This is a genomic window from Rhodococcus sp. UFZ-B548 (genome assembly GCF_903819475.1).
GTDB lineage: Bacteria > Actinomycetota > Actinomycetes > Mycobacteriales > Mycobacteriaceae > Rhodococcus_F > Rhodococcus_F erythropolis.
In genome coordinates, this window is the sequence record NZ_CAIJDS010000019.1 from 21,841 (window position 1) to 37,205 (window position 15,365).

Genomic DNA, 15,365 nt, shown 5'->3' on the forward strand with positions numbered 1-15,365 from the left:
TCAGTTCGCCTTGACTTCGCGGTACTTGCGCAGTTCCTGCTTGGCGATGGCGCGCTTGTGCACCTCGTCCGGGCCGTCAGCCAGGCGAAGGGTGCGCATGTGGGCGTAAGCCATCGCGAGCGGGAAGTCGTCCGTGACGCCGCCGCCGCCGTGAACCTGGATGGCGCGGTCGATGATCTTGAGCGCGATGTTCGGCGCTGCAACCTTGATGGCTGCGATCTCGGTGCGCGCTTCCTTGTTGCCCACCGTGTCCATCATGTGTGCGGCCTTGAGCGTGAGGAGTCGAACCATCTCGATGTCGATACGAGCCTCGGCGATCCAGTCCTGGATATTCGCGTTGTCGCTGACGGGCTTTCCGAAGGTGATGCGGGTGGATGCGCGCTTGCACATCAGTTCCAGTGCGCGCTCGGCCATTCCGATTGCACGCATGCAGTGGTGGATGCGGCCGGGGCCGAGGCGGGCCTGGCTGATCGCGAATCCTTCGCCCTCGCCGGCGAGAATGTCCTTGGCCGGGACGCGCACGTCCTCGAAAGTGATCTCGCCGTGTCCTTCGCGGTCCTGGTAGCCGAAGACCGGCAAGTTGCGCAGGATCGTGACGCCGGGAGCATCGATCGGAACGACCATCATCGACTGCTGACGGTGGGTGGCGGCATTGAAGTCGGTCTTGCCCATGACGATCAGAACCTTGCAGTTCTGGTGCAAAGCGTTGGAAGCGAACCACTTACGGCCGTTCAGTACGTACTCGTCGCCGTCACGGTCCATACGAAGCTGGATGTTGGTGGCGTCGGAACTGGCAACCTCGGGCTCGGTCATCGCGAAAGCAGAACGGATTTCGCCTTCGAGAAGCGGCTTGAGGTACTTCTCCTTGTGCTCGTCGGTGCCGAAGAGCGTGAGCACCTCCATGTTTCCCGTGTCCGGAGCGGCGCAGTTGGTGGCCTCGGAAGCCAGGTGGCTGCGGCCCATGATCTCCGCGAGCGGTGCGTATTCCAGGTTGGTCAGGCCGGGGCCCCATTCGGGATGCGGGTGAAAGAGGTTCCACAGCCCGCGCGCCTTGGCTTCCTTCTTCAAGTCGTCGATGATCGGCGGCTGGAAGTGCGGGTTACCGGACTCACGCATCTGCTCTTCGTAGACCGCTTCGGCCGGGTAAACGTGCTTGTCCATGAAATCGAGCAGTTCGGCCTGGTACTTCTTGGTGCGATCCGAGAACTCAAACACTGACATGTGAACTCCTGACAGAGAGGGAAGGAAAATTGGGGGCTCGATGTTCGAGATGGCTGTTGACGCCCTCGACGACATCCGGGCCGTGAAATGCATTCAGCATCAGCGATTCCGCACGCCTGGCGGAATCGGTGAAGGTCGAGTGCGCGTCGGCACTCATCTGAGACTTGATGACGGAGAGGGACGTCGGCGAGCAGTTGGCCGCGATGTCCTCGGCGTAAGCAATCGCCGCATCCAGAACGTCACCGCCGCTGACCAGGTGGTCGATCAAACCGATACGGTACGCCTCGTCGGCATCCACCATCCGGCTGGAAAGCAGAAGATCGACTGCTCGACTGTGACCGACCAAGCGGGGCAACATCCAGGAGATGCCGTACTCCGCAATCAGGCCTCGACGCGCGAACGCGGTAGTGAATCGCGTTGCGCTCGAACCGAAACGAACGTCACAGTACAGAGCCTCGACCATTCCGAGCCCTGCGGCGACGCCGTTGACGGCAGCGATCAGCGGCTTGCGAACGGTGGTCGGGAAATCACGGTCCCGTGGTCGGACAAGATCACTTTCGGAGACGTCGCCGACGTTCTTCAAATTGCCGAGGTCAGCCCCCGAGCAGAATCCTCGACCGGAGCCGGTGACAACAATTGCTCGGACACTGGGATCTTCGTCTGCTGCGGCCAAAAGGTCGTAGTACTGATCTTCGAGCTCGTTGGTCCACGCGTTGAGAACGCGGGGCCGATTGAATGTCAGGACCAGCACCGCTCCTCTCTGCTCGGAGAGGACGAGTTCCTCGGTCATCGCGTTCCCGCGAGCAGCGACGCCTGATACCGGCGCATCCCGCGCAGCCAACGGTCGTAGTCGGCGCCCTTCTGCCGGTACATGTCCAGAACGTTCTTGTGCGGAAGGATGAGGAATTCCTCGGCATCTACTGCGGCAAGAACGATTTCGGCGCATTCAGCAGGCTCGAGAACATTACCTGCCGCAAGCACGGCCCCGGTTGCGGCCTTGCCGACCGGATCGCCGGAGTTCTCGCCTTCGTAGAGAAGCTTGGTGTTGACACCCATCGGACACAGGCAACTGACGCGAACGCCCTGATCTCCGTAGGTGATCGAGAGCCACTCGGCAAACGCGACCGCGGCATGTTTGGTCACCGAGTACGCGGCGGACCCGACCTGACTGAGCAAGCCGGCAGCAGAGGCAGTGCTGATGAAGTAGCCTTCCCCGCGCTCGGTCCAACCAGGGACGAGGAGCCTGGCGGCACGAATGTGGGCGCGAACGTTGACGTCGATCGTCGTGTCCCAGACGTCCTCACTGATGTCGAGGCCCATGCCTCCGGTGACGCCGGCATTGGCGAAGTAGAGGTCGACCGGGCCGAATTCCTTTTCCGCCTGCGCGATGAGGCCCGCAATGACCGTCTCGTCGGAGACGTCGCCACCCGCAGACACTGCTGCGCCGGGATGCTCCATGTTGATCGCCTCTGCCACTGCCGAAGCTGCCGCCCCGTCGAGGTCGGCTACTACGACGCGAGCGCCCTCTGCGGCCAGTCGCTGCGCCAACGCACCGCCGATCCCCCCGCCGCCACCGGTGACAATTGCTACCTTCTGGGCAACCTTCATGAGCGATTCCTCTCGCTTGCGTCATACCTACGCGCTGACAGTGATCCACGTCTCCCCTCATGTATAGTTGAATCCGGCGTCAGTTTCAACCGTCGAATCGCGACGGTCACCCGAACGGCCCGTTCCGTCCTCCTGAACTGCGAGTAAAGGGATCAACGATGACTGAAAACCAATTGCCCGTCCGCCCGTCCACCTTCGCCGAGCTCGAGAAGCTCATCGGCCAGGAACTTGGCCCGACGGAGTGGTACGACATCACCCAGGAGCGCATCAACGCGTTCGCCGAAGCCACAAACGATCATCAGTGGATTCACGTCGACCCGGAACGAGCCGCATCGAGCCCGCTCGGCAGCACCATCGCGCACGGACTCTTCAGCCTCTCGCTGGGCCCACAGTTCTCCTACCAACTCATCCACTTCGACGGCTTCGCGCACAGCCTCAATTACGGCTACGACAAGGTTCGCTTCCCCGCTCCGGTTCCCGTGGGATCCCGGGTCCGCATGCGTGCAACCGTCGTGTCCGCGGAGCAGTTGCCCGGCGGAATCCAGGTGAAGATGAGCCAGGTGGTTGAGCGCGAAGGTTCCGACAAGCCAGTCGTCGTGGCCGAATCCGTCGCTCGCGTCGTCGAGAAAAGCTGAACAGAGAAAAGCTGAAACAAGACTCGGCACGTCCCGGCCGCTCGAACGTCGATACGGCCGGGGCGACCTGCCGCTTCAGGATCGGTCAGGGAACTTCAGCGCGTTAGCCCACAGGTCTGTCACCGTGGCGACAATCTGATCGAACTCCGGCGAACGCCCGTCCACCTCACCCTCATGGAGGGTGAACAGACTGTAGGCGAGCCGACTCACCATGCCGGACAGAGCAATTGACGCTGTCATTGGATCCAGCGTCGTGTCCGCGATACCACGACTCTGCAGATCTGCAATCCCGCGGGCATTACGGCGTATGAACGCATTGGCACGCTCGCTGCGGAACTTTCGGAACTCCGGGTCGATGTGAGCAACCTGCTCCATGAGCCCCATCAATTTCGCATTGCGTTGATACGCCGCCAGATACGCTCGATTACTTGCCTCGAGCACGGCGTACGGATCGTCTGCGCCCGCAACGCGTCCCATGCCCGGGTGCATCATGTCGTCTCGCGCGACCTCGAGGACGGCGGCGAAGACCTCTTCCTTGTTCGCGAAGTAGGTGTAGAACGATCCCGTCGCGCAGCCGGCTTCTTTGGCGATGTCGATCAGACGGGCATCGAGATAGCCACTACGCTCGAATACCGTCCGGGCAGCGGCAATCAGCGCTGCGCGCGTGCGGGTTCCCCGCTCGGTGGTGGGCCGATCTCGGAGCAGCGCAGGCGGAGCCACCGGCAGGGCGGCAATTCGCGATTCGTCATCGAGCACGGTGCGCTCCCCATCCTTCCGAGCCAACATCATTTCGGGACAATCCCAGCAGACTCGATGTTGACGCCGGATTCAAGTGTACGCTCTGGTGAGACCCAGGACACACAATCGGTCGATTCCTCCCGAAAGGCAGAACCATGGTTAGCGTTCTCGACCCGGTGACCCGTCACGCGGAAGTCACTCCGGACAACATCGCAATTCGAAACAGCACTGCGATCCGCGGCACGGATGAACACTGGACTTACCGGCAGCTCCACGACGCGTCCCTGGCGTTCGCCGGCCGCATTCGCGATGCCGGGTTGAGCGTAGGCGATCGGGTTCTCCTAGCGGCACCGTCGGTAGCGGAATTCGTCGTGGCGTACATGGGAATTCAGGCCGCAGGTTGTGTCGTGGTGCCGATCAACACGATGTCGGCGCAACCCGAAGTCGAGTACGTTCTGGACGACGCGGAGATTTCCCTGGCCATCGCGTGGCATCAGCTCGGTCCCGCAGTCCAGGATGCAGGGAGTGCGCGCGGTGTCCCGGTGTGGACACTCACCGAAGAATCGGCGAAGGCCGATCATGCACCCGCAACTGTGGTCGACCGTGACGCAGCAGACACAACGGCGATTCTCTACACCTCCGGCACCACCGGACGCCCGAAGGGCGCTCAGCTGACCGTCGGGAATTTGTTGTCCGCCGGTGAGATCGGCGCCGAGAGCAGCCGCGGAAACCCTTCGGACCGCACCGGAACCGGACTGCCGCTCTTCCATATCTTCGGCCAGGGTTCGGTCATGATGGCAACCTTCACCGGCGGCGGATCACTGTCCCTGCTCGCCCGGTTCGACCCCGCTGCCATGCTCGACCTGGTCCGCCGGGACAAGCTCACCATCATGGCCGGTGTCCCCACCATGTGGAATGCCATGCTGCACGCCGCCGCCGACGTGGACAGCTCCGACTTCGAACAACTCAGGATCGCAATCTCCGGTGGCGCATCACTTCCCGGTGAAGTCGCTCGCGCCTTCGAAGCACGGTTCAACTGCACGATCCTCGAGGGCTACGGCCTCACCGAGACGAGCGCGTTCGGGACTTTCAACAGCATCGACCGCGTCGCAAAGATCGGATACACCGGCCGCGCCGTACCGCGCACCGAGGTCGAGGTGCGTGATCACGACGGAAATGTCTGCGAGGCAGGCACCGTGGGCGAGGTGTTCATCAAAGGACCGACGGTCATGAAGGGTTACTGGAAGCGCCCTGAAGACACCGCCGCCGTTCTTTCCGACGACGGATGGTTCCGCACCGGAGACCTCGGTGAGACCGATCCCGACGGGGACCTTCGCATCGTCGACCGAGTGAAGGACCTCATCATCCGTGGTGGATACAACGTCTATCCGGGCGAGGTCGAAGAGGTGCTCTACCAGCACCCCGACATCATCGAAGCCGCAGTGATCGGCATACCCGACGACTACTACGGGGAGGAAGTTGCCGCAGTGGTGGCCGTGCGTCCAGGCTCCGACCTCGAAGCAGACGCCGTCACTTCGTGGGCTCGGGAACGTCTCTCCGCCTACAAGATTCCCCGAGTCGTCCAGTTCATCGACGCACTCCCGAAGGGTTCGACGGGAAAGATCCTCAAGCGATCGATCGACCGAACCGAACTCCTCGCCCAGAAGCAGAACTGAAAACACAGGTGAGCCCCGGCGAGATTTCGCCGGGGCTCACCTGTTCACTCACTCAGAGAGCGTCGAAGTACTCGATCTGCGGGGCGCCGGCGAGGAAGGGTGCCATCGCCTTTCCTGCAGCCTGGAAATGCTCGGACGTTCCGTGAGCCTTGATGGCAGCACCGTCCTGATACAACTCCATGAACTTGTAGGAATTCGCATCCGTTTTCGATCGGATCAGTTGATACAGAACCGTTCCGGGCTCCTCCGTGCGCACCTTCTCCGCAAGTTCGGCGATTACGGCTTCGAACTGCTCGCCGCTTCCGTCCTTGACGGTGATATCCGCGATGACAGCAATCATTCGTTCCTCCAAAAGTGTTCCAGCAGTATTCGAGTGTTACCGAGAAACCTACAGTTTCACTGCGTGGGCAGTAGTCCGAACGTCGATGCCAATTGCCTGCGAGTGCTTTCCGCGTCGGTGTGGAGAATGCCGGCGATCCCCAATCGTGCCGCACCGTCGAGATTCTGTTGCAGATCGTCGATCATCACGGCATCTTCGGGCGCGACGCCCAGGCGCTCACACGCGATGGTATAGATCTGACGAGAGGGCTTACGAATCCCGACTTCCGAGGAGATCACCACTTCGTCGGCCAGGTCCTCGAGGACAAATCCCGCATAACAATCACGCCCGAAAGCATTGGACACGAGCGCAACAGGGTGTCCCGCCGCCCGCACGTCTGCGAGCAGACGCACCATCTCCTCGTCTCGAATCAGCCCGGCTTGCATACGGTCGACCAATCCAGCACTGTCGACGACTGCGCCGTGCGCTCGTAGACGTTCTCCGAATCCGGCCTCGAAGGCCTCCTGGTCGATCTTTCCGGATTCGTGATCGGAGAGCAGCCTCTTCGAGACGTCGTCGCGGGAGAGCAGGGTCAACGGAAGCCGTGGGTCTCCCCCAAGCGAGGCCCCGAAATCTTCGAAGGCCTGAAGAACACTGGAGGTGAGAACTCCACCGAAATCGACGAGCACTGCCGTACGCGTAGGTGTCATTGCTCCATCAGACACCAAACATGAACCCGGCGTCAACATCAGATTTGGCGCAGCGAGAATTGTAAAGTGTTGATCCACAACCGGTTGACCGTATCGAGCAGACCATCGAAGGTCACTCCGGCGGCGCCGTCCTCGCCGCCGCGGGATACGAAGTACCCGAACGCAAGTCGACTGATCATCCCGGAGAGTGCCCGAGACGTCAGTAACGGATCCAGGTTCGCGTCCGCCAGACCGGCTTTCTGCAGCTTCTCGATACTGCGCGCGTTGCGTCGAACAAACGCGTCAGCACGCTCGAGGCGGAGAACCCGGAACTCCGGATCGATGCTTGCGACCTGCTCGAGCAGTCCCATCAGCTTCGCGTTACGTCGGTACGCCTCGAGGTACGCGCGGTTGCTCGCCGCGATGACCTCAGCGGGATCCGCGCCTTTCGGAGTGTGCGGCATGCCCGGATGCATCATGTCTTCGCGCGCCAGCTCCATCACAGCCGCGAAGATCTCCTCCTTGCTTGCGAAGTAGGTGTAGAACGTACCGGCCGAGCACTGCGCCTCCACCGTGATGTCGATCAGACGCGAGTCCAGATAACCTGTCCGTTCGAAGACGGTGCGAGCCGCATCGATCAACGCTCGACGCGTACGCAAACCACGCTGAGTGGAGGGGAGTTCCCGTGACACTGTCGACGAAGCATCTTCGGAGCCTGTGCGTGCTGCAGCCATGCTCCAGTTATACGTCAGACGCCCGCTACCGGTGACCGATAGCGGGCGTCTGTTCGAGACCGAAGGTATTACCTGGCGTAGAGGTGCGCGCCCGGAATTGCGTTCGGATCGTCCCGAACTTCCTTCGGGTTGGTCTCTTTCAGCACCCAAGCGCTGAAGAAGGTCACCAAGCCCATGAGTGCCACGAACACGGCAACCCATGTCGTGGTTCCGGTCTTCGCGATAAGTGCTGTCATGATGAACGGGGTGCCGCCGCTGACCGTGATCGCAGCCAACTGGTAGGCCAACGATGCTGCCGAGTAGCGCACGTTGGGTGCGAACAGTTCACCCATGTATGCCGCGATAGGCCCGTAGGTCATCGACTGGAACACGCTGCCGACCGTGACTGCGATGAAGAACAGCGGCAGGGACTTGGTGTTGATCAACCAGAAGTACGGGAATGCCCAGACCACGATCGCCGCGGCGCCGATCAGGATCATCGGACGACGACCGATCTTGTCGGACATCTTCCCGGACCACAGCACCACCCCGACTGTCAGCAACGCGCTCAGGAGCGAGATGATGAGCAGCGAGTTCCGCTTCAACCCCAGTTCGGTTGTGCCGTAGCTGAGTACGCCGGCAATGCTGATGTAGAACAGTGCATTGGTGGCGGCCAGAAGTCCGCAGCCAAGCAGGATCTTGCGCCAGTGATCCTTGAGCGCCTGCGCCAGTGGAGCCTGAACGACGACGTCCTTTTGGTTCTTCTTGGCGTCTTCCTGCAACTCGAGGAATTCCGGCGTGTCCTCGACCTTCGTCTGGATGTACAGAACCACGGGGAAGAGCAGCGCGCTGGCGAAGAACGGAACCCGCCAACCCCAGCTCAGGAATGCTTCGTTGGAAATGGTCGCGGTCGCGACGAGGAAGACCAGGTTGCCCAGCACTACACCGAACGAGACACCCATCTGACCGAAAGTGCCTGAGAATCCACGCTTCTTGGGACTCGCGGATTCGGTGAGGAGAAGGACGATTCCGCCCCACTGGCCACCGCAGGCGAGACCTTGGATGAATCGCAGTGTCACCAGAAGAATCGGAGCGACGACGCCGATTGCCGACGCACTCGGAATCGCGCCGATCAGGAATGTCGCGACAGCCATCAGCAACAGGCAGGTGACGACGGCGGGCTTGCGTCCGTACTTGTCGCCGAAGTGTCCGGCGACCAAACCGCCGATGGGGCGGGCAACGAAGCCGGCCCAGAACGTACTGAACGAGAGCAATGTGCCCATCAGTGCGGATGAATCGGGGAAGAACACATGAGGAAAGACCAGTGCCGCAGCCGTTCCGTACAAGAAGAAGTCGTACCACTCGATGGAACTGCCGAGCAGTCCCGCGCCGAGAAGTTTGCGGTGCGCTTTCTTCTTCTTCCGTTCCTGATCGGACAGGCCCCCTGCCTGCGTGTTCGAATCCACTGCCGATCTCGTCATGGGTTACTCCTCGATGGGTCGGACGCTCGTCGCGCCGGGAGTTGAGAAGTGAAACCGGGCCAGAAGTAGAAACTGACACCAACTTCAACTCTGTGGCGTTGCGATCAGTCTGCGATACAAAAAGAGTGATGTCAATCACTGAAATGCATTGCCGCATAAGGGACTAAATCCCCTATCGATGCTCGCCGATCACCACGACGAATGGCCGGCTCACCTTGTCGGCGGCCGGCAATTCGTTTGTCAGGCAGATCTAGTTCGGTACCCGCAGTTCACGACGAAGAATCTTGCCGCTCACTGTTTTCGGCAGGTCATTCATGACCTCGACGATGCGTGGATACTTGTATGCTGCAAGCCTTTCCTTGCAGAACTCGACCAGATCCTCGGTGGTCGCCTCGGCACCGTCCTTGAAAGACACGAAGGCCTTCACGGTTTCGCCGCGATACGGATCCATGACACCGACGACGGCAGCCTCTCGTACGGCAGGGTGTTCGTAGAGAACATCTTCCACTTCGCGTGGCCACACTTTGAAGCCCGAGGCATTTATCTGATCCTTCATCCGGTCGACGATGTAAAACCAACCGTCGCCGTCCATGAATCCGATGTCGCCGGTGTGAAAACGCCCGTCCGGCATCGCATGTGCGGTCTCGTCCGGCTTGTTCCAGTATCCGAGTGCAACCTGGGGACCGGAGACCACGATCTCGCCGTACTCCCCGATCTGTACCGGCCTGTCGTTCTCGTCCACCACCTCGGCGTACGTATTCGATACCGGAACGCCGACAGCAACGGCCCCCGACGCCGGATCTACCGGCGCTTCACGCGAATTCGGCACCACGATCGCCGGGCTGTTCGTCTCGGTCAGCCCGTAGCCGTTGTGAATGTAGTGACCGAACTTCGCCCGGAACGCTTCCAACGCCGCGTGCGGGATCGGCGCGCCACCTGAATACACCGACTCGAGAGAGCTCAACGATTCCTTCGAGACTGCGGCGCTGTCCGTCCACGCGATGAATACCGTGATCGCTCCGATGATCGCGGTAGCCCGATGCTCCGAAATCGACTCCGCTGCAACGATGGGATGGAATCGGCAGGTCAGAATCGTGGGCGCGCCGGCCAGGAGTGGAGCCGCGACGTGCCCGATCAACCCGGTGATATGGAACAGTGGCGCCACCGCGAACATCGCGCCGCCGGGGCGCAGCCCCAACCAGTCCCGATAGATCTGCGCTGCGAACACGACATTTGAGTGCGTGTTCATCGACCCCTTCGGCGGGCCGGTCGTCCCCGACGTATAAGGAAGGTAGGCAAGGTCTTCCGGGGACAGATCGACCTTCTCGGGCTTCTGCCCTCGATGAGCCCCGATCAGTTCCAGTAGGTCCGGAAATCCATCATGACGAATCCTGGACGCCGAACCGAAGATCCGTTCATCGTCACGCGACTGAAAATCCCGTTCCGACGTGGTGATGACCCGTCGCACTTCGGTGCCATCGGACGCAGTCGCCACGGTCTCGGCCGAGGACTCGAGACAGATGACTGCTACCGCTCCGCTGTCCGCGAGTACTGTGGACAGCTCACGGTCCCGGTACATCGGATTGACCGGAACGACGACAGCGCCGAGTTTCCAGACTGCGACCGTCGCGATGACGAACTGCGGAACATTCTGCAGGACAAAGGAAACTCTGTCGCCGAACCCGATTCCGTCCACGGCGAGGGCTACGGCAAGCGCGTCCGACATCTCGTCGAGCTCGGCAAAGCTGACGGTCCTGTCGAAGTACCTGATGATCGGGGCGGTGCGATCGCGCTCCAGCGACGCACGGAACATCGCGAGGGCGTTGGCATGCTCGATGTCCACGTTCGGCGGAGTGTCGGCGTCGTAGTTGGCGAGCCACGGCTTGAGCTCGTACACGTTGGTCATAACTCAGCTCTCGAAGTACCGACGTGGATTATCCACCAGCATGGTGTTGATCTGATCCTCGGTGACGCCGCGCTCGAGCAGCGTGGGAATGACCTGATCGCTGATGTGGGTGAAGTTCCAGTTCGGTACTGCGGCCGCCTTGGCCTCACTCGAGAACCAGTCGATGAAGCACGAGGCATCATGTGCCAGAACCATTTTCTCGGCATAGCCACGGCGGGCCAGTTCCACGACAGTGTTCACCCGCTCCTCGAACGGCAGCAGAACATCGAGACCGAAACGGTCCATCCCGAGTAGCGAACCCGCATCGGCAAGTGCACACAGGTAGTCCAGGTCGGTCGAATCACCCGAGTGCCCGATGACGACCTTGCTCAGATCTGCACCTTCCTCGGCCAGAACCTTCTGCGCAACGAGGCCCGATTCCGTGTGCGGGTTCGTGTGAACCGTGATCGGTACCCCGGTTTCGACCTGCGCCTGACCGACCGCTCGCATCACACGCTCGACACCGGGAGTCAGACCAGGTTCTTCGATGGCGCACTTGAGGAATGACGCGCGGATGTCTGTGCCGGCAATGCCGTCCTTGATGTCCTTCACAAATAGATCAACCATCGGCTCGCGCACGTCGAACAGCAAACCTGGACCGGTGTAATGGAATTGGAACGGAATGTCGTTGTACGTGTAGACGCCGGTGGCGACGATGATGTTGAGATCGACCTGCTCGTTGATCCGCGCAATACGCGGGATGTAGCGACCGAGTCCGATGACCGTGGGATCGACGATCGTGCTGATCCCTCGCGACTTCAGTTCGGACAGCTTGGTCACCGCATCGGCTACTCGAGCCTCCTCGTCCCAAGGCTCCGGGTAGTCGGGATAGTTCTGACGCATCTCCTCCCCCAGAACGAAGACATGCTCGTGCATCAACACCTTTCCCAGATCGGCTGTGTCCACCGGCCCACGAACGGTTTGTACTGAACTCATCGATCGAACCCCTGACTGTGATCGCCATCACTAACGTGAGACAATGAGCTAGTGTGTCTCACGTCGCTTGGTTCGTCAATAGGTTCGACCCACCCGAAGCCCACCTCTGTTCGACCGCCGAAATTGTGCAGTACCGGACAACCGGAGAGAATGTCCCGATGCCTACCGACCTCGAACGCCGACGCGCGATCGACACCGCCGCGAGCATGTACCTCGCGGAGGAACCACTCGACATGTCACTGCTCGCCGAACGTCTCGGAGTAGGCCGCGCGACGCTCTACCGCTGGGTCGGCAATCGCGACGAACTGCTCGGAACAGTGCTGGCCGAGGCCACCGAACGGACATACCGGAAGGCGATGTCACAGGCGTCGGGGCAAGGTCCGGAGTACATCCTCGACGTCTTCGGACGCGTCATGCGGTCGGTGGAATCGTCGACCGAACTGCGAGCGCTGACCAAACGCGAACCAATGGTGTTCATCAAACTCGCGATGATGCCCGGCTCCATCGAATCGATCTCCGCCTCCATCACCGCCGAAATCTTGCAGTCCCAGGTCGACGCCGGCCAACTGACGATCACGCTCTCGCCGCAAGTGCTGGGCGAAGCTCTCGTTCGCATCTGCGACGTACACCTCTACGCCCCTCTACTCGGGCGGGAAAAGGCGGAGATCGAGACGGCCCTCGACCTGATCGCACTGCTCCTCGGCGTCACCCGCAACTGACCCATGCCAGGTCAACGCCGCCGCGATCGAATTGGCGAGAATCTGCGTTCAACAGCACCTCCGCAGCACAGCGCGTTCATATCCACCGCAACACTTTGACCTACCGACTGCAGAAGATGGAACGCGCCATCGACGATCGAGCACCGCAATCTCGCTGTACCTAGCCTGCACCATGACTCGATGAACAATGCGAATACCCGGCGTCGTCTACACCTTCCGACCAGTCGATAACCGCCACTGACGGACGAAATTCGAGCCAACCCTTGACTGGGTCCATCTGTGAGCCTAATCTCATTTCAGATTGGTTCAACCAATCAAACACTCGCCTCGGGTCCACCGTGCGCCCACCGGTTCACCGCGATCGGAGACAATACGAAGATGAGCAAGCCGTTCGAGATCAAGCGCATCCCGGTACATGACCAGGTTCGCGATCACCTCCAGGACATGATCCGGGGAGGACGCTTCTCGCCAGGCACCGCTCTGCCGCCCGAGAGAGAACTTGCCGCCACGTTGGGCGTGTCACGCCATTCACTGCGACAAGCTCTTTCGTCACTCGAAGCGGTCGGAATGATCGAAACAAGACACGGCTCAGGAGTATTTCTCACCGAACGGCCGTCGGATGCGGCAGTCATTCGCGTATCCGACATGCTGTTCGAAGGAAACCGCTCGCTGACCGACGTTGTCGAAGCCAGACTGGGTATCGAACCCTTCATCGCCTCGACAGCAGCTGAGAGGCGCACAGAACGCGACCTTGCCTCTCTGCACCGAGCAATGCACGCACACACAGCAGACGGTGAAACCGAAGATGTCTTCGGGTTTCACGAGGAACTGGTTCGAATGACCAAGAACCCGGTCCTCAGCGGCATCATGCGATCTCTGACCACGGGCCCGCGAGGGATCACCAGGCTCAATGAACACGATCCCGAAACCAATCCGTGGTGGCACCTGGACCACGAACGGATCTATGCAGCAATCGAATCCGGCGACGGCACAGAGGCCAGCCGATTGATGACCGACCATATTCTCTCGATCCTGCGTCTCGCCCGAGCCGCAGATACCTCCGAAACCGATCAGATCTAGTTCAGAAGCACTACACGAGAAGATAATCCAAGCCAGCCGCGCGAGGGTTCGACCACATCTGCCAGATCTGAGCAGGTCGCCCCTGTAGCTCTCCCGCTCGAAACTCGGTATCCGCGCCTGAATTCGCGGTCACCCGATTACCCGTTGCACCCGCAGCAGTTGTGCGGTCACCGGGAGCGTCCTGGCGCCTTCATCTGCCGACGTCGCGTCATCTCCCGCGAATCAGTGAAAGCGAGACTTTTCATGCCCATTTCATCCTCATTCTCGAACACTCGACGAGGTGCGTCCCGTCGACGGATCTCGTACTTCGCCGCTCCTGTTGTCCTCGGTCTGGCCCTCACAGGCTGCTCGACAAGCGGCACGCAGGCAACGTCGGGCGGCGGCGAGATCACCGCCGGCAAGGTGACGATCGACACGACGAAATGCCCTGCAGGAGCTAGTGAATCACTCTCCACTGGAGCCGACATCGTAATCGGAACCTCACTCGCCCAATCAGGTTCCGGCGCCTCGTCCGCGCTGTCGCTCGGTGGAATCAATGCCTACTTCGACAAGATCAATGCCGACGGCGGTGTCGACGGGCACAAGGTAACGCTCAACGCCAAGGACGACGCGCTCGACCCCGCCCGTGCGGTGGCCAACGTGAAAGCCTTGATCGAACAGGACAACGTGTTCGCCACGATCTTTCAGCTGGGCACCCCACAGAACCTCGCCACCCGACAAATGTATGAAACAAATTGCGTACCACAACTTTACGCATCAACAGGCGATCATTCGTTCTACGATCCAGCTAACCACCCGTGGTCGACATCGAGCTTCCTCCCGTACGACGCCTGGGGCGAAGCCACCGCTGAGTTCATCGACAAGAAGTTTCCTTCCGGTGCAAAAGTTGCAGAACTGGTATGGAATTCGGACACCGGCAAGGCCCTCGACGAAGCATTCACTCGGGGCATCGAGGGAACATCCGTGGAGATCGTCGCTTCGCAGTCACACGACTCGACTGCCGTCTCCATGAGCAATCAGGTAACCGAAATGTTGGCGAAATCGCCTGATGCCATCGTTGCGGCAACAAGTGGGGCATTCTGCAACCAACTCGTCTCTGCCGCCCGTCGAGCAGGATTCGGCGGACCGATCGTGGTGCCGCCCTCCTGCCGCGACACCACACAATTCTTTGAGCCACTGGGTGAACTCGCGGACGGATTGCTGACCGTACGGAGCTCTCTCGACCCGGCCGATCCTACTGCTGCAACAGAACCCAGCATGAGGGAGTACTTGGAGGCCATGCAGAAGTACCAACCCTCCTACGATCCACGCTCGACCTACGTGGCAGACGGATACCGGTTCGCGGCGCTCCTCGTCGAGCAACTCCAGCGCGCGGCATCCGCAGAGGGTGGTTTGAACCGGATCAATCTGATCAATGCAGTCTGGTCCACTGACACGGTACTGCCACTGAACTTCCCCGACTCCCGAACGGTCATCAACGGTGACGTTCCATTCCCCGTCGGGGACGGTTCGATGCTCGCGTACGACGCGTCCACCAAATCGTGGGAGCCGACCGGTGTAGACGTCACCGCGTCTGCACCCTGATCCCACCGGAATTTCAGGACA

General features: G+C 60.7%; 16 protein-coding genes. 6 read left to right on the forward strand and 10 right to left on the reverse strand.

Annotated elements, in window-relative coordinates; all coding sequences use genetic code 11:
• Genes H7C86_RS17595 through H7C86_RS17605 form a run of 3 tightly spaced genes read right to left on the reverse strand, consistent with a single transcriptional unit; the run spans position 1 to position 2,829 of the window.
• Positions 1 to 1,221, reverse strand: a complete 1,221-nt coding sequence (locus tag H7C86_RS17595; RefSeq protein ID WP_019745701.1) for an acyl-CoA dehydrogenase family protein — start codon at positions 1,219 to 1,221, stop codon at positions 1 to 3.
• On the reverse strand, positions 1,208 to 2,011 hold the full coding sequence (locus H7C86_RS17600) for an enoyl-CoA hydratase-related protein (protein ID WP_019745702.1): 804 nt from the start codon (positions 2,009 to 2,011) through the stop codon (positions 1,208 to 1,210). Before H7C86_RS17600 ends, H7C86_RS17595 begins: the two co-directional genes overlap by 14 nt.
• Positions 2,008 to 2,829, reverse strand: a complete 822-nt coding sequence (locus H7C86_RS17605; protein WP_020909431.1) for an SDR family oxidoreductase — start codon at positions 2,827 to 2,829, stop codon at positions 2,008 to 2,010. The genes H7C86_RS17600 and H7C86_RS17605 overlap by 4 nt, the downstream gene beginning before the upstream one ends.
• A 158-nt stretch (positions 2,830 to 2,987) precedes the next feature.
• Here H7C86_RS17605 and H7C86_RS17610 point away from each other — a divergent pair, with 158 nt between their 5' ends.
• Positions 2,988 to 3,464 (forward strand): MaoC family dehydratase, encoded by a 477-nt coding sequence (locus H7C86_RS17610; RefSeq protein WP_003942878.1) that lies wholly within the window; start codon positions 2,988 to 2,990, stop codon positions 3,462 to 3,464.
• 75 nt (positions 3,465 to 3,539) lie between these two features.
• Here the strand turns inward: H7C86_RS17610 and H7C86_RS17615 are convergent, their stop codons facing one another.
• Positions 3,540 to 4,253, reverse strand: a complete 714-nt coding sequence (locus H7C86_RS17615; RefSeq protein ID WP_019745704.1) for a TetR/AcrR family transcriptional regulator — start codon at positions 4,251 to 4,253, stop codon at positions 3,540 to 3,542.
• Positions 4,254 to 4,357: 104 nt separating this feature from the next.
• Between H7C86_RS17615 and H7C86_RS17620 the strand changes: the two genes are divergently transcribed.
• Positions 4,358 to 5,878: an AMP-binding protein gene (locus H7C86_RS17620; RefSeq protein ID WP_092764811.1), complete on the forward strand. Its 1,521-nt coding sequence runs from the start codon at positions 4,358 to 4,360 to the stop codon at positions 5,876 to 5,878.
• A gap of 52 nt (positions 5,879 to 5,930) precedes the next feature.
• Here the strand turns inward: H7C86_RS17620 and H7C86_RS17625 are convergent, their stop codons facing one another.
• From H7C86_RS17625 to H7C86_RS17650, 6 genes are all read right to left on the reverse strand, one after another.
• Positions 5,931 to 6,218: a putative quinol monooxygenase gene (locus H7C86_RS17625; protein ID WP_019745706.1), complete on the reverse strand. Its 288-nt coding sequence runs from the start codon at positions 6,216 to 6,218 to the stop codon at positions 5,931 to 5,933.
• Positions 6,219 to 6,274: 56 nt separating this feature from the next.
• The gene (locus H7C86_RS17630; RefSeq protein ID WP_030243853.1) at positions 6,275 to 6,907 is read right to left on the reverse strand and encodes an HAD family phosphatase; all 633 of its coding nucleotides are present in this window, start codon (positions 6,905 to 6,907) and stop codon (positions 6,275 to 6,277) included.
• Between the two features lie 38 nt (positions 6,908 to 6,945).
• Positions 6,946 to 7,620 (reverse strand): TetR/AcrR family transcriptional regulator, encoded by a 675-nt coding sequence (locus H7C86_RS17635; protein WP_182261926.1) that lies wholly within the window; start codon positions 7,618 to 7,620, stop codon positions 6,946 to 6,948.
• 68 nt (positions 7,621 to 7,688) lie between these two features.
• Positions 7,689 to 9,080 (reverse strand): MFS transporter, encoded by a 1,392-nt coding sequence (locus H7C86_RS17640; RefSeq protein ID WP_019745709.1) that lies wholly within the window; start codon positions 9,078 to 9,080, stop codon positions 7,689 to 7,691.
• Between the two features lie 250 nt (positions 9,081 to 9,330).
• Positions 9,331 to 10,986 carry an AMP-binding protein gene (locus H7C86_RS17645; protein WP_182261927.1) on the reverse strand — a complete coding sequence of 552 codons (1,656 nt, stop codon included), beginning with the start codon at positions 10,984 to 10,986 and terminating at the stop codon, positions 9,331 to 9,333.
• Positions 10,987 to 10,989: 3 nt separating this feature from the next.
• Positions 10,990 to 11,961 carry a phosphotriesterase gene (locus H7C86_RS17650; protein ID WP_019745711.1) on the reverse strand — a complete coding sequence of 324 codons (972 nt, stop codon included), beginning with the start codon at positions 11,959 to 11,961 and terminating at the stop codon, positions 10,990 to 10,992.
• Between the two features lie 158 nt (positions 11,962 to 12,119).
• On the opposite strand from H7C86_RS17650, the gene H7C86_RS17655 reads away from it, so the two are divergent.
• From H7C86_RS17655 to H7C86_RS17670, 4 genes are all read left to right on the forward strand, one after another.
• Positions 12,120 to 12,680 carry a QsdR family transcriptional regulator gene (locus H7C86_RS17655; protein ID WP_003943195.1) on the forward strand — a complete coding sequence of 187 codons (561 nt, stop codon included), beginning with the start codon at positions 12,120 to 12,122 and terminating at the stop codon, positions 12,678 to 12,680.
• A complete protein-coding gene (locus H7C86_RS37940; protein ID WP_372461251.1) occupies positions 12,677 to 12,844 on the forward strand; it encodes a helix-turn-helix domain-containing protein in 168 nt (55 codons plus the stop codon). Before H7C86_RS17655 ends, H7C86_RS37940 begins: the two co-directional genes overlap by 4 nt.
• Before the next feature lie 214 nt (positions 12,845 to 13,058).
• Positions 13,059 to 13,760, forward strand: a complete 702-nt coding sequence (locus tag H7C86_RS17665; RefSeq protein WP_051730415.1) for a FadR/GntR family transcriptional regulator — start codon at positions 13,059 to 13,061, stop codon at positions 13,758 to 13,760.
• A 243-nt stretch (positions 13,761 to 14,003) separates the two neighbouring features.
• The gene (locus H7C86_RS17670; protein ID WP_182261928.1) at positions 14,004 to 15,344 is read left to right on the forward strand and encodes an ABC transporter substrate-binding protein; all 1,341 of its coding nucleotides are present in this window, start codon (positions 14,004 to 14,006) and stop codon (positions 15,342 to 15,344) included.
• Positions 15,345 to 15,365 lie beyond the last annotated feature (21 nt).

Coding starts and splice junctions, on each gene's coding strand:
- H7C86_RS17595 (WP_019745701.1), bottom strand. CDS start 1,221: ATGTCAGTGTTTGAGTTCTCGGATCGCACCAAGAAGTACCAGGCCGAA.
- H7C86_RS17600 (WP_019745702.1), bottom strand. CDS start 2,011: ATGACCGAGGAACTCGTCCTCTCCGAGCAGAGAGGAGCGGTGCTGGTC.
- H7C86_RS17605 (WP_020909431.1), bottom strand. CDS start 2,829: ATGAAGGTTGCCCAGAAGGTAGCAATTGTCACCGGTGGCGGCGGGGGG.
- H7C86_RS17610 (WP_003942878.1), top strand. CDS start 2,988: ATGACTGAAAACCAATTGCCCGTCCGCCCGTCCACCTTCGCCGAGCTC.
- H7C86_RS17615 (WP_019745704.1), bottom strand. CDS start 4,253: ATGATGTTGGCTCGGAAGGATGGGGAGCGCACCGTGCTCGATGACGAA.
- H7C86_RS17620 (WP_092764811.1), top strand. CDS start 4,358: ATGGTTAGCGTTCTCGACCCGGTGACCCGTCACGCGGAAGTCACTCCG.
- H7C86_RS17625 (WP_019745706.1), bottom strand. CDS start 6,218: ATGATTGCTGTCATCGCGGATATCACCGTCAAGGACGGAAGCGGCGAG.
- H7C86_RS17630 (WP_030243853.1), bottom strand. CDS start 6,907: ATGACACCTACGCGTACGGCAGTGCTCGTCGATTTCGGTGGAGTTCTC.
- H7C86_RS17635 (WP_182261926.1), bottom strand. CDS start 7,620: ATGGCTGCAGCACGCACAGGCTCCGAAGATGCTTCGTCGACAGTGTCA.
- H7C86_RS17640 (WP_019745709.1), bottom strand. CDS start 9,080: ATGACGAGATCGGCAGTGGATTCGAACACGCAGGCAGGGGGCCTGTCC.
- H7C86_RS17645 (WP_182261927.1), bottom strand. CDS start 10,986: ATGACCAACGTGTACGAGCTCAAGCCGTGGCTCGCCAACTACGACGCC.
- H7C86_RS17650 (WP_019745711.1), bottom strand. CDS start 11,961: ATGAGTTCAGTACAAACCGTTCGTGGGCCGGTGGACACAGCCGATCTG.
- H7C86_RS17655 (WP_003943195.1), top strand. CDS start 12,120: ATGCCTACCGACCTCGAACGCCGACGCGCGATCGACACCGCCGCGAGC.
- H7C86_RS17665 (WP_051730415.1), top strand. CDS start 13,059: ATGAGCAAGCCGTTCGAGATCAAGCGCATCCCGGTACATGACCAGGTT.
- H7C86_RS17670 (WP_182261928.1), top strand. CDS start 14,004: ATGCCCATTTCATCCTCATTCTCGAACACTCGACGAGGTGCGTCCCGT.